16 protein-coding genes are annotated in these 13,108 nt (G+C 52.7%); all 16 read left to right on the top strand.

What is annotated here, in order from left to right:
* Positions 1 to 317: transposase (locus H6G62_RS15700; protein ID WP_190492062.1), on the top strand; the 317-nt coding region annotated here is incomplete at its 5' end.
* Positions 318 to 453: 136 nt separating this feature from the next.
* Positions 454 to 1,908 carry a nitrogenase molybdenum-iron protein alpha chain gene (gene nifD, locus H6G62_RS15695; RefSeq protein ID WP_190496797.1) on the top strand — a complete coding sequence of 485 codons (1,455 nt, stop codon included), beginning with the start codon at positions 454 to 456 and terminating at the stop codon, positions 1,906 to 1,908.
* A gap of 130 nt (positions 1,909 to 2,038) precedes the next feature.
* Positions 2,039 to 3,610 carry a nitrogenase molybdenum-iron protein subunit beta gene (gene nifK / locus H6G62_RS15690; protein WP_190496795.1) on the top strand — a complete coding sequence of 524 codons (1,572 nt, stop codon included), beginning with the start codon at positions 2,039 to 2,041 and terminating at the stop codon, positions 3,608 to 3,610.
* Positions 3,611 to 3,666: 56 nt separating this feature from the next.
* Positions 3,667 to 3,960: a nitrogen fixation protein NifZ gene (locus H6G62_RS15685; RefSeq protein WP_190496793.1), complete on the top strand. Its 294-nt coding sequence runs from the start codon at positions 3,667 to 3,669 to the stop codon at positions 3,958 to 3,960.
* A gap of 181 nt (positions 3,961 to 4,141) precedes the next feature.
* Complete coding sequence (locus tag H6G62_RS15680) at positions 4,142 to 4,474, top strand: Mo-dependent nitrogenase C-terminal domain-containing protein (RefSeq protein WP_190496791.1); 333 nt, start codon at positions 4,142 to 4,144, stop codon at positions 4,472 to 4,474.
* Positions 4,475 to 4,648: 174 nt separating this feature from the next.
* Positions 4,649 to 7,423 (top strand): bifunctional nitrogenase iron-molybdenum cofactor biosynthesis protein NifEN, encoded by a 2,775-nt coding sequence (locus H6G62_RS15675; RefSeq protein WP_242052096.1) that lies wholly within the window; start codon positions 4,649 to 4,651, stop codon positions 7,421 to 7,423.
* Between the two features lie 95 nt (positions 7,424 to 7,518).
* Positions 7,519 to 7,944, top strand: a complete 426-nt coding sequence (nifX, locus tag H6G62_RS15670) for a nitrogen fixation protein NifX (protein WP_190496787.1) — start codon at positions 7,519 to 7,521, stop codon at positions 7,942 to 7,944.
* Positions 7,941 to 8,411, top strand: coding sequence for a NifX-associated nitrogen fixation protein (locus H6G62_RS15665; protein ID WP_190496785.1), 471 nt, complete (start codon positions 7,941 to 7,943; stop codon positions 8,409 to 8,411). The genes nifX and H6G62_RS15665 overlap by 4 nt, the downstream gene beginning before the upstream one ends.
* Positions 8,412 to 8,495: 84 nt before the next feature.
* A complete protein-coding gene (locus tag H6G62_RS15660) occupies positions 8,496 to 8,714 on the top strand; it encodes a CCE_0567 family metalloprotein (RefSeq protein ID WP_190496783.1) in 219 nt (72 codons plus the stop codon).
* A complete protein-coding gene (gene nifW, locus H6G62_RS15655; protein ID WP_190496777.1) occupies positions 8,711 to 9,028 on the top strand; it encodes a nitrogenase-stabilizing/protective protein NifW in 318 nt (105 codons plus the stop codon). The genes H6G62_RS15660 and nifW overlap by 4 nt, the downstream gene beginning before the upstream one ends.
* Positions 9,029 to 9,207: 179 nt before the next feature.
* A complete protein-coding gene (locus H6G62_RS15650) occupies positions 9,208 to 9,999 on the top strand; it encodes a HesA/MoeB/ThiF family protein (RefSeq protein ID WP_190496775.1) in 792 nt (263 codons plus the stop codon).
* A gap of 88 nt (positions 10,000 to 10,087) precedes the next feature.
* The gene (locus tag H6G62_RS15645) at positions 10,088 to 10,453 is read left to right on the top strand and encodes an iron-sulfur cluster assembly accessory protein (RefSeq protein ID WP_190496773.1); all 366 of its coding nucleotides are present in this window, start codon (positions 10,088 to 10,090) and stop codon (positions 10,451 to 10,453) included.
* 186 nt (positions 10,454 to 10,639) lie between these two features.
* Positions 10,640 to 10,939 (top strand): 2Fe-2S iron-sulfur cluster-binding protein, encoded by a 300-nt coding sequence (locus tag H6G62_RS15640; RefSeq protein ID WP_190496771.1) that lies wholly within the window; start codon positions 10,640 to 10,642, stop codon positions 10,937 to 10,939.
* A 61-nt stretch (positions 10,940 to 11,000) separates the two neighbouring features.
* Positions 11,001 to 11,531, top strand: a complete 531-nt coding sequence (locus H6G62_RS15635; protein ID WP_190496769.1) for a flavodoxin — start codon at positions 11,001 to 11,003, stop codon at positions 11,529 to 11,531.
* Positions 11,532 to 11,817: 286 nt separating this feature from the next.
* Positions 11,818 to 12,405 (top strand): CBS domain-containing protein, encoded by a 588-nt coding sequence (locus tag H6G62_RS15630; RefSeq protein ID WP_190496767.1) that lies wholly within the window; start codon positions 11,818 to 11,820, stop codon positions 12,403 to 12,405.
* A 69-nt stretch (positions 12,406 to 12,474) separates the two neighbouring features.
* Positions 12,475 to 13,101: a cupin gene (locus H6G62_RS15625; RefSeq protein ID WP_242052094.1), complete on the top strand. Its 627-nt coding sequence runs from the start codon at positions 12,475 to 12,477 to the stop codon at positions 13,099 to 13,101.
* The last annotated feature ends 7 nt before the right edge of the window (positions 13,102 to 13,108 follow it).

Raw genomic sequence — 13,108 nt, 5'->3', positions numbered from 1 at the left:
TTGAAGACTTTGAGCAGGATGGCCCTAAGATTCTTATCATTTTAGACAATGCAAGTATTCATAAAAAGGCAGAGATTCTAGAGAAGATAGCGAAGGAGATGCCCAACATTGTTTTAGAATTTCTGCCACCCTACAGTCCGGACTATAATTTAATCGAGTTAGTTTGGCACTCTGCAAAGGAATTCATTGCCAATCGTCTATTTGAGTCGATTGAGGATCTAGAAGCGCTTGTTCATAACCTGTTGAACGAAGGGCAGCTTGTCATCAAATGGGATCGCAAGATCAAAAACAAAGGAAACACAATCAATGCAATTTAAATGCATATCAGCTTAGGTTCCTTTAAGCCAGATCCCAGGGTTCTTTTCTAGCCTCCTAGACCCTGACTTACCCCAGCAAAACCCTGGGATCTAACACTCAACCCAAGACCCATTTCACCCTATCTGAGAGGGCATCATGACTACCGTAGAAGATAGAAAGGCGCTGATTCAGGAGGTGCTTGAGGCCTATCCTGATAAGGCAAAAAAACTTCGGGCCAAGCACCTCGATGTTCACGCCGAAGGTGAGTCCGACTGTGGTGCGAAGTCCAACAAAAAGTCCGTTCCCGGCATTATGACCACCCGTGGCTGTGCCTTTGCAGGGGCAAAAGGGGTAGTTTGGGGGCCAGTCAAAGACATGGTTCACCTCAGCCATGGCCCCGTGGGATGTGGGTATTATTCCTGGTCTGGTCGCCGTAATTACTACATTGGCACCACCGGGGTTGATACCTTTGGCACGATGCAATTCACCTCTGATTTCCAAGAGCGAGACATCGTTTTTGGAGGTGATAAAAAGCTGGCTCAATTGATTGATGAAGTCGAAGATCTTTTCCCTCTAAACCAGGGCGTCACGATTGAGTCGGAATGTCCCGTAGGGCTAATTGGGGACGACATTGAAGCCGTGGCCCGCGCCAAGGCTAAGGACATCAAGAAACCTGTGATTCCGGTACGCTGCGAAGGATTCCGGGGTGTTTCCCAATCCCTTGGCCACCACATTGCCAACGACACCGTTCGGGATTGGGTCATGCCCAAGGCCGATGAGTACCGCAAGCTGCCCGAAGGCTTTGAACCCGGCCCCTACGATGTCAACATCATCGGTGACTACAACATCGGTGGCGATGCATGGCCTAGCCGTCGCCTGCTAGAAGCGATGGGTCTACGGGTGCTCTGCCAATTCTCTGGGGATGGCACCTTCAACGAAGTGGTGATGACACCCCTCGCCAAACTGAACCTGATCCACTGCTATCGGTCGATGAACTACATCTGCCGATTCATGGAAGAAAAGTACGGCATTGGCTGGCTAGAATACAACTTCTTTGGCCCCACCCAAATTGCGAAATCTCTGCGAAAGATCGCCGAACAGTTTGACGAAACGATCCAAGCTAAGGCAGAAGAGGTAATCGCAGCCCATCAGGCTCGAATGGATCAAATTATCGCCAAGTATCGGCCTCGTTTGGAAGGCAAAACGGTGATGATTATGGTGGGTGGCCTGCGTCCCCGCCACGTCATTCCTGCCTTTGAAGACCTGGGCATGAATGTGATCGGTACGGGCTATGAGTTTGGTCATGGCGATGACTACAAACGCACCCTCGACTATGTGAAAGATGGCACCGTTATTTACGACGATGTCAGCGGCTATGAGTTTGAGGAATTTGCCAAACAACTCAAGCCCGACTTGATTGCCTCTGGGGTGAAAGAGAAGTACGTCTTCCAGAAAATGGCGCTGCCCTTCCGGCAAATGCACTCCTGGGATTACTCTGGCCCCTACCACGGCTACGAAGGCTTTGAAGTCTTTGCCCGCGACATGGATTTGGCCATCAATAATCCCACCTGGAGCCTGATTAACACGCCCTGGCAAACGACTAAAGTCTAGACGGGATTCGATTTAGGTACGGGCGCACGGCGGTGCGCCCCAACGGATTCATCGGCTAACAATCCTAAATGCAATCCAAAAATGCGCCCCAACCGCTACCACCCCCATTTCCTCCACCAAGGAGAGCATCATGATTGACAATACTGACAACGCCATTCCGACTCCCTGCGGAGCCGAAGATCCAAAAATTCAGGATCACTTTGACCTTTTCCACACGGATGAATACCAGGAATTATTTGCCTACAAACGGCAATTTGAGGGAGCCCATTCCCATGAAAAAATTGCCGAAGTCGCGGAATGGACAAAGACCTGGGAATACCGGGAAAAGAACTTTGCCCGTGAAGCCCTCACCATTAACCCTGCCAAAGCCTGTCAACCGCTCGGTGCCCTCTTTGTGGCCGCAGGGTTTGAAGATACCCTGCCCTATAGCCACGGTTCCCAGGGTTGTGTCGCCTATTTCCGTAGCCACCTAACCCGGAACTACAAAGAGCCTTTCCAAGCCGTTTCCTCCTCCATGACGGAAGATGCAGCGGTATTTGGGGGACTAAGCAACCTTAAGGCTGGGCTCGAAAATGCCCATAGCATCTACAAACCCAAGATGATTGCCCTCTGCACCACCTGCATGGCCGAGGTGATTGGGGATGACCTGGGGGCGTTTATTACGACCTCCAAAAATGAGGGGCATATTCCTGAAGACTTCCCTGTTCCCTATGCCCATACGCCTAGTTTTGTGGGTTCCCACATCACGGGCTACGACAATATGCTGAAGGGCATTTTGCTGGAGTTAACTAAGGGCAAAAAAGCCGAAACGACTAACGGCAAATACAACTTCAACCTAGGCTTTGATCCCTACGTAGGCAACACCCGCGAGCTCAAGCGCATCCTGGATCTCTTTGGCATTGATTATACGGTTCTGTCGGATAATTCCGATGCCTTTGATTCTCCCAACACGGGCGAATTCAAGATGTATAATGGCCTCACCACCCTGGAGGAAGCGGGAGATAGCATCAACGCCGAAGCGAGTTTCTTCTTCCAGAAGTACACAACCCCCAAGAGCCAAGAATTCCTGGCTAAAGAAGGTGGGCAAAAGACCTACAACTTCCGCCCCTTTGGCATTCGTGGCACAGACGAATTCTTGATGCAATTGTCGGCGATTACGGGCAAACCCATTCCTGCTGAACTCCAGGCCGAACGGGGCCGCGCCGTGGATGCCATGACCGATTCCCAATCCTGGATTCACGGCAAGCGCGTCGCCCTCTACGGCGATCCCGATCATGTTCTAGGGCTGATTAATGTGCTGCTAGAACTGGGGGCTGAGCCTGTTCACATCGTGGTGGGCAACAGCAATGATGCCTTTGAAGCCGAGGCCCGCACCATTCTGGAAGCCACCCCCTACGGCAAAGGTGCCACGGTTTGGGGTGGCAAGGATCTGTGGCATCTGCGCTCTTTGATGTTCACGGAACCTGTGGATTTGCTGATTGGTAACTCCTATGGCAAGTACCTCTGGCGCGATACGGGCACTCCCCTAATCCGCGTTGGCTACCCGATTTTTGATCGGCACCACATGCACCGCTATGCCACCTTGGGCTATCAAGGTGCGCTCAATTTGGTTACGTGGATTGTCAATACCATCCTGGAAGAGGCCGATCTGAAGACCAATATTCCATCTAAGACCGACATCTCCTTCGACCTCATTCGTTAGTGCCCTTTGGCCAGGTATGCCCCAACCATACCTGGCCAACTCTACCCGAATTGATCATGAAACTTCCCGACGAAATCGAAATTGATTCCGCCCCGATATTTGATTTAGGTGATCGTGTTCGCGTACTAAAACTCATTCGTAACGATGGCACCTTTCCTGGCAAAAATATCGGCGAAAGACTAGCTGAAAAAGGCGATATTGGCTACATCATTGGCATTGGCACCTATCTCCAGAGAGCCTACGTTTACTCAGTTCATTTTCTAGAGAGTAATCAGGTCGTTGGCTGCCTCAGTCGCGAACTCGAAAAGACTGAAGAACTAGTTCCTTTAATCGCCCAAGCCGACTGGTAAACCGTTGAACTTCGAGTAACCATACAACGGTCAACGCCAAAAACCTAGCCGCAGGGTGGGCACCGCCCACCATCCCCCTTTGCCTTCACCGCTTAACCCTCGTCTCAAACTCCTCTTCCAGCGCAAGAGGAAAACTAGAATAGCTCCGTTCTTGGCCTTTCCCACCCAGCACATTTCCACCATGGCTACTCTCCTACACTCCCCCGATCCCTCGCATCATCACACCCACGGCCAAGCCCTGCCTGCTCCTCCTGGAATTGGCCTTCTCACTCCCCTGCGCCGCTGGATTGATCAGTTGGAAGTCCCCAACCGACGCTTTGCCCACCTAGTTTGTCGCCTCATTCCCTGCTGTTGCCCTTTCGAGCGGGATATTACGATTCTAGGCCGCACGTTTCACATTCCGGCCATGTGCAAACTCAACCCGCTGTATGACGAATTTGTGGGGTTGCGTTTTCGATCTTTGGCCTATCTTACCGATGTTTGTGGTGAGGATGTCACCCAATATATTTGTTGAAGAATAGTCTGAGATTTTGAATTTTTAATTTTGAACTTTGAATCCCTAAGCAAAGCTTCAAAATTAAGGTGAATTCTAGAAAATTGTTTCCCTCAATATGGGCAGTGCCCACCCTACTTCTTTCTTTTCGCAACCCCTCATCCCCTCACTCCTATGTCTTCTACCAAAGCCAAAATGAGCGAGCTTTTGACCCAACCGGGTTGTGAGCATAACCATAAAAAAAATGGCAAAGGTCATAACAAAGTTTGTCAACAGCAGGCCAAGCCTGGGGCGGCTCAGGGGGGGTGTGCCTTTGATGGAGCCAGCATTGCCCTGGTGCCGATTACCGATGTGGCCCACCTGGTTCATGGCCCCATTGCCTGTGCGGGCAATTCCTGGGGGGGACGGGGCAGTTTATCATCGGGTGAGACCCTCTACAAAATGGGATTTACCACTGACCTCAGCGAAAACGACATTATTTTTGGCGGCGAAAAGAAGCTCTATAAGGCCATTCAGGATGTACAGGAACGCTACCATCCCGCCGCTATTTTTGTCTATTCCACCTGCGTAACGGCGCTGATTGGGGATGATCTAGATGCTGTGTGTAAGGCCGCAACGGAGAACTTGAATCTCCCCGTAGTTCCCATCCAATCCCCTGGTTTTGTCGGCAGCAAAAACCTCGGCAATCGCCTCGCTGGGGAAGCCCTGCTAGACCACGTTATCGGCACCGCAGAACCAGAATTTACCACCCCCTACGACATTAACTTAATCGGTGAATACAACATCGCTGGGGAAATGTGGGGCGTATTGCCACTGTTGGAGAAAGTCGGTATTCGAGTCCTATCCAAAATCACGGGTGATGCCCGCTATCAAGAAGTAGCCTGCGCCCATCGCGCCAAACTGAACGTGATGATTTGCTCCAAGGCGCTGATTAATCTAGCCCACAAAATGGAGGAGCGCTACGGTATTCCCTATATCGAAGAATCCTTCTATGGTGTGGCGGATATGAACCACTGCCTACGCACCATTGCCGCCAAAATTGGCGATGAAGCGATGCAGGCCAAAGTAGAAGCGGTGATTGCCGAAGAAACGGAAAAACTCAATGAACAATTAGCTCCCTATCGGGAACGACTCCAGGGCAAGCGCGTTGTCCTCTATACCGGGGGGGTGAAAAGCTGGTCGATTATTTCAGCCGCACAGGATTTAGGGATTAAAGTTGTTGCCACCAGCAGCAAAAAGAGCACCGAAGAAGATAAAGCCCGCATCAAAACTCTGCTGGGTCAAGAGGGCGTCATGCTGGAAAAAGGCGGCGCGGCGGAACTGTTGAAAGTGATCGAAAAGACCAACGCCGACATGCTAATTGCCGGAGGCCGCAACCAATACACCGCCCTCAAGGCCCGCATTCCTTTTCTGCACATCAACCAAGAACGCCACAATCCCTATTCTGGCTACGGTGGTCTGCTGGAAATGGCGAAGGAACTGGACGAAACCCTGCATAGTCCAGTGTGGGCAGAGGTGCGGCGGGCGGCTCCGTGGGAGAAGACCCTCACCCCCAACCCCTCACCCAACGGGGGAGACCCTCACCCCCAGTCCTTCTCCCAGGGGGAGAGGGAGGACAGAAGTGGAGAGAAAATCTCGACTAAGGTGATTGTTCGGCGGAAGGCGGTGGCGGTGAATCCGCTGAAGCAAAGTCAGCCCCTGGGTGCGGCCCTGGCGTTTTTGGGGATTCAGGGGGCGATGCCGCTGTTCCATGGTTCCCAGGGCTGCACGGCCTTTGCCAAGGTGCTGCTGGTGAACCATTTCCAGGAAGCGATTCCCCTGGCCACCACGGCGATGAGCGAGGTGAGTACAGTGCTGGGCGGCGATGACAACGTCCACCAAGGCATTTTGACGGTGATTCAAAACTCCCAGCCGGAACTGGTGGGGCTGTTCACTACCGGGCTGACGGAAACTCGCGGCGACGATATGCAGGGCATTCTGCGGGACTTCCACACGGCCAACCCAGAGGTCACGGTGCCCATCGTCCTAGCCTCCACCCCCGACTACAAGGGCAGCTTGGAGGATGGCTTTGCGGCGGCGGTGGAAAGTTTGGTACAGACTATGCCTGAACCGGGGGAGGTCAACCCTAAACAAATCACCCTGCTGGCCAGTGCCGCCCTTGGCCCTGGGGATGTGGCGGAACTCAAGGAAATCGTCGAAGCCTTTGGCCTCACCCCCATCGTGCTGCCTGACCTGTCTACCTCGCTGGATGGCCACCTGGACGATGCCGACCACTACACCACCGCCACCGGAGGCACCACGGTCGCGGAACTCAAGGCCGTAGGACGCTCGGCCCTCACCCTGGCCCTGGGCGGCAGCATGGCCAAGGCGGCGGCGATTTTGACCGAGCGCTTCGGCACCCCCGCCCAAACCTTCACCCAACTGACGGGACTGGGGGCCGTGGATGACTTGTTATATGCATTGACCCAAATCAGCGGCCAACCCGTTCCCGCCAAGTACCTGCGCCAACGTCGCCAGGTGCAGGATGCCATGCTGGACACCCACTTCTTCTTTGGCCGCAAAAAGGTGGCCCTGGCCCTAGAACCCGACCTGCTGCACAACGTCGCCTGGTGGCTACACAGCACCGGAGTTGAACTTCAAGCCGCCGTCACCACCGCCCCCTCGCCCCTGCTGAAGGATCTCCCCATCGCCCAAACCTACATCGGCGACTTTGAAGACCTGGAAGACCTCGCGGCCACCGCCGACCTCTGGATCACCAACTCCAAGGCCCGCCCCATCGCCCGCCGCCTCGGCATCCCCCTCTACCTCCATGGCTTCCCCATGCTGGAACATCTGGGCAACGGCCACCGCTGCACCGTCGGCTATCGCGGCACCCTAGACCTGCTTTTTGCCATCGGCAATATCCTGCTCGAAGCCGACGAAGAGCGCACCCACGATCTCGTTCACCGCTGGCGGGAAGACGGGAGTTAAATGTTTTGAACTTTGAATTTTGCATTTTGAACTCGACACTTTGAACGCCCTAGCTTTCACCTTCTTCGATCTCGCTACTCTCAAGGAGATGCACCATGAAAATAGCCTTTGCCACCAAGGACTCGATTCACATTAACGCCCACTTTGGCTCGGCCAGCGCAATGGATGTTTATGAACTCACTGCCGATGCCTATACCTTCTCAGAAACGCTAAAGTTTGGCGGCAATCTGAAAGAAGATGGCAACGAAGACAAGATCGATGCCAAGCTGAAGGCGCTGAAGGGCTGCACCATTGTTTATGTGGCCGATATTGGTGGTAGTGCGGCGGCTCGGTTAATTGGCAAGCGGATTACGCCGATGAAATCCCACTCCGAAAATGAAGAAATCGAAGCGATTTTGGGACAACTGATGCACACCCTCCAGGGAAGTCCCCCGCCCTGGCTGCGTAAGGTGCTGAGCCAAGAGCAAGCCCCCAAATTTGATGATGCTTACCTTGAAACCGAGGAGGAAGTGACCGTATGAGTACTCTCGAAACCCCGACCCCAGTATTGACCGTTGCGGATTCTCCCTTTTTGCAGGCCGTTGTGCAGCAAATTCGCGCCAACGATAGCTTTGGCACCTATCGCCACTGGGCCGATGAATTGCTGCTAAAGCCCTACATTCTCACCAAAGCCCAAAAGCGGGAAATTTCCGTAGAAGGCGAAGTAGACCCCATTACTCAGTCGCGTATCATCTCCTTTTTCCGCGCCATAGCCTACCGGATTGAGCAGGAAACAGGAATGCTCTCCCAGGTGGTGATTGACCTCAGCCATGAGGGTTTTGGTTGGGCGCTGGTTTTCTCCGGTCGCCTACTGCTGGTGTCTAAAACCCTGCGCGATGCCCAACGATTTGGCTTTGTTTCCCTCGAAAAACTCAACGAAGAAGGAGAACGCCTAGTCGAAAAAGGAATCGAACTGGCCACCCGATTCCCAGAAGTCAGCCAGTGGTGAACCCTCAATCCTCCGTACGGGCGCACTGCTGTGCGCCCCAATCCAGCCCCTAACGCTAACCCAATTCCCAATCCTCGATTTCCGATGTTAACCACCGAATCCCTCACCATCGATGAGCTAAAGACCAAAATCAAAAAGCTGAATAGCAAAGCGGGTCAGCTCAAGATGGATTTACACGATATTGCCGAAGGACTGCCCACCGACCTAGACCTATTGCCCGAAGCTGCGGCTCGTACCTACGAGATCTACTGCCAACTACGCGACCTCAGACAACAGTTGAAAACCCTGGAGACAGCCCAATGACCACTAAAACCAAAGCCTTCAACCAAATCACCCAGGCCGAAGACTATTTTGCCTTTTTTGAACTGCCCTACGATCCCAGCTTTCTCAATGTTAATCGCCTACATGTTCTGCAAAAGTTTGCCCACCTAATGCGAGAAAGGGGCGCACTGATGCCCGACTTTGACGATGAAGCCACCTTCAGCCGTTATCGCGGATTTTTGCAAGAAGCCTACAGCATTTTCCAAACCTCATCTCCCCAGTCTGAGAAATTATTTAAGGTCTTCAACCAAAAGCCCAGCAACGTCGTTTTAATGTCGGAAATTGCAATGGAGTAAGGGTGCCTTTGCCCATGCTCCTGGGGATCCCCCTAAATCCCCCTTGAAAAGGGGGACTTTGAAGGCCAATTCCTTTCCAAGAGGATTTTGCCTCTCACCTAGCCTCTATTCCCCCCTTTCCAAGGGGGGCTAGGGGGGATCAACTCCCAAAACCTTAAAATCGCTAACCCATCATTCCCATGCTTACCCCCACTGAACTCGAACGCTATCGTCGGCAAATGCAGCTCCCTGGCTTTGGTCGGGAAGCGCAGGAGCGACTGAAAGCCACCACGGCCCTAGTAACCGGGGTCGGCGGATTGGGGGGCACTGCCGCGCTATACCTAGCGGCGGCGGGGGTGGGGCGGTTGATCCTGGTGCGGGGGGGCAACCTCCAGCGGGACGACATGAACCGCCAGATTTTGATGACCGATGACTGGGTGGGTCAACCCAGGGTGTTTAAAGCCCAGGAAACCCTAGCCGCTTTCAACCCGGATATCGAGATCGAAGCGGTGTGCGACTACGTCACGGTGGACAACATTGATGCCCTGGTGCGGCGGGCGGATTTGGCTCTGGACTGTGCCTTCGACTTTGCGGAGCGGGATTTGCTGAATGCTGCCTGTGTGCGCTGGAACAAGCCCATGGTGGAAGCGGCGATGAATGCCATGGAAGCCTACCTAACCACCGTTATTCCGGGCAAAACTCCCTGTTTATCCTGCCTTTTTCCCGAAAAGCCGGAGTGGGATCGCTGGGGATTTGGGGTACTGGGGGCGGTATCGGGCACCCTCGCCTGCCTTGCCGCCCTGGAAGCCGTGAAGCTGATCACCGGACTGGGCGACCCCCTGCTGGGCCAGCTTCTCACCATGGATTTGGCCAGGGCCGAATTCGCCAAACGCCGCACCTACCACGATCCCGACTGTCCTATCTGCGGTGGCCCCCAGGGAAAACCCCTGCCGGAAAAGCCCCTGGCCCTCCCAACCCTAGCTAGTAGATAACCAGCCTCCCCGTACGGGCGCACCGCAGTGTGCCCCAACTCCAGCCCCAACCCTAGCCCCAACCCCTAATTCCTATCCCCCTAATCCCATGACTATCACCCTCACTGAAATTGCCGAACTACGCCTGCGTACCTTTTTGCGGGGCACCCCCAACTACACCCCCAGCCGGGGCATACGCCTTGCGGTGAAAGATGGCGGCTGCAATGGCTACGAGTACGACATCAAAATTTCCGATGCGCCCAAGGCCGATGACCAGGTGGTGGAATCGGGTCAGTTAAAGGTATTTATTGACCCCAAAAGCGCACCCCTGCTGGAGGGAATTGTGGTGGATTATGTGGATAGCCTACTAGAAAGCGGCTTTAAATTTAGCAACCCCAATGCAACCGATACCTGTAGCTGTGGCAAGTCCTTCCAGGCCGGAGAATGTAGCCCCACCGGAGTTCCCTGTAGTTAAAGATTTTCCGTAGGTTGGGTGGCGCAAAGCAGAACCCAACAAAGCAGACCGAATTGTCCCATCATCGTAGGTTAGCTAGCGCGAAGCAAACCCTCAGATTGAACCAAACAGAAGGAGTAAGGGGAAATAACTTATCGCCGATTCTCCTTCTTCCCTAATCTCATCTCTCTCAATCGGAGATTCATCATGGCAACCTTCCAAGTTCATTTGATCAACAAAAAACGCAATATCGACATCACTATTCCCGTGGATGAAGATACCTATATTGTGGATGCAGCGGAAGAGAATGACATTGAATTACCCTTTTCCTGTCGGTCGGGGGCTTGCTCTAGTTGTGTGGGCAAGTTAGTAGAAGGCGAAATTGATCAGTCTGAACAGTCCTTCCTAGATGATGAACAAATGGCGAAGGGATTTGTACTGCTGTGTACGGCCTATCCTCGCTCAGACTGCACGATTAAGACCCACATGGAAGCCTATCTCGTTTGAAGATTGGCATACGACATCGCCTAGATCGACGACTATTTTCCTATTACTGGGAGCAAGACCCATGACTAAGATTGGACTTTTCTACGGCAGCACCTCAGGCGTTACGGAAGAAATTGCGGGGAAAATACAAGAGGCCATTGGTGAAGATAATTGCGACCTCTACAGCATGGAAGAGGATTTCGATGATGTGGATGACTTACTCAAGTACGACTACCTAATTCTCGGTTGTTCTACCTGGGGTGCAGGGGAACTCCAAAACGATTGGCGAGAACCGCTTTTTGACATAGAGATGGATAAGCCCGATTTTTCTGGCAAAACCATCGCCCTCTTTGGCCCTGGAGATTGCGAAGGCCACAGTAAGCATTTTGTCGGTGCCCTGGGCATTCTGTACAAACAGTTCAAAGCCCTGGGGGCCAACCTGGTTGGATCGGTGTCTGTTGACGACTATTCCTTTGAGCAATCATCGGCCATTCAAGACGGCAAGTTTGTGGGCTTGCCCCTGGATGAGGTAAATGAAAGCGACAAAACCGACCAGCGAATTGCTGATTGGCTAGAAATTCTCAAGCCAGATTTCCCGGCCATTGCCGCTTAAGCAATGGAACGAATTAATCGGCGATCCATCTAGCCTACTTCCGTCTAGATTGAGTAGCGCGATAGCAGAACCTAACAAGACCGCTGCCAAGCAAGCACAATCTAATGTTGGATTCTACTGCGTTTTCCTCAATCTCTTTTTACCCAATCCATCGCTTAACGCGCATCTAGTCATCTATCGATCCCTACAGGAGGTGATGCCCTTGAACTAGTTCGCTTGGCATTAAAAAATGACCATTAGGAGGATCTTTTCAACCTGTTTTGTCCATGTAAGGAGAAGGTTCATTATGGCTACTGCAAGAGATATTATGACCGATGAAGTTGCTACCATTAAGGGGTCTGCAACGGTCGCTGAAGCGGTACAACTGATGAAGTTCAAGAAGCTTCATTCTTTGATTGTCGAACGACGTAATCCTGAGGATGCCTATGGCATTGTCACCGATACGGACATTGTAAACAAAGTGGTGGCCTACGGCACCGATCCCAAGACCATCAAGGTTTATGAAATTATGAATAAACCCTGTTTGGTAATCAATCCTGATCTGGGCGTTGAGTATGTGGCGCGTCTGTTTGCCCACTTTGGTATTGACCGGGCTCCGGTGATCCAAAACGACCTGATCGGGATTATTTCCAACACTGATATTCTGCAAAAGAGCGACTTTGTGGAAAATCCCAGGGTGCCTCTACTGCAAAAGGCACTCCAGGCCCAAGTTGCCCATGCCCGTGGCGTTTCTGCGGCCAAAGGCCCCTACTCCAACGCTGGCAAAGAAGCCTGGGCTGCCGTGGCCGAGCTAGAGGCGGAACTGGCTTTCTGTCAGGGTGAAGTTCCTGAGCAAAGCGCTGTGGAAGATACCCCTGAGCCAGCCTTGGCTTAGTCCCATTCCTCGGCGGCGGAATTGTTCCATTCTGCCGCCGAACTGCTTTTGATCAGGCCATGGAGGTCGATGATGACCACGGATTTGCTCCATCAAGATTGGTTTGTGGATGAGATAGGCCAATGCCAACTTCGCCCCACCCCTCGCCCTTGGGACTTGCTGCAAGATCACTATTATCTGCATCAATTTCTCAGCGATATTCTGCACATTCTTGACTATGCCCCCCATGAATTTGATCAGTGGGATTATCTGCCCCAGATCCGGCGTAAGGTACGCAAACTTATTCTTAATTCCTATTGGCTAACAACCCGGCGGGCCGTTCCTGATCCCAGGACAGGATCTACCGTCTTACCCCTTTATGAAGAACTGGGTTATCCGCTAACGGTGCAGAATGTGATGACCAATCCCGGTATTATCACGCCCATTCATAACCATGGCACCTGGGGCGTTGTGGCCTTGCTAGAAGGGCAAGAACGCCATACCTTTTGGCAATATGCTGACGATGGCATTCATATTCAACCCACGGGTCAGCGCATTCTCAATACCGGAGAAGTTATCAGCTTTATGCCCGCCGCCATCCACCAGGTCGAAACCCTGGGATCAGAGCCCGCCGTCACCTTTCAACTCTATGGAGAAATGCAACCCAAAGCTCGTTTTCAGTTTGATTCCGAGACCTTGATCGCTAAACCCTTCTAGGAGGCGC

It is taken from the genome of Phormidium sp. FACHB-1136 (assembly GCF_014697375.1).
Classification (GTDB): domain Bacteria; phylum Cyanobacteriota; class Cyanobacteriia; order Phormidesmidales; family Phormidesmidaceae; genus Nodosilinea.
This window is presented reverse-complemented; position numbering and strand designations above follow the sequence as displayed.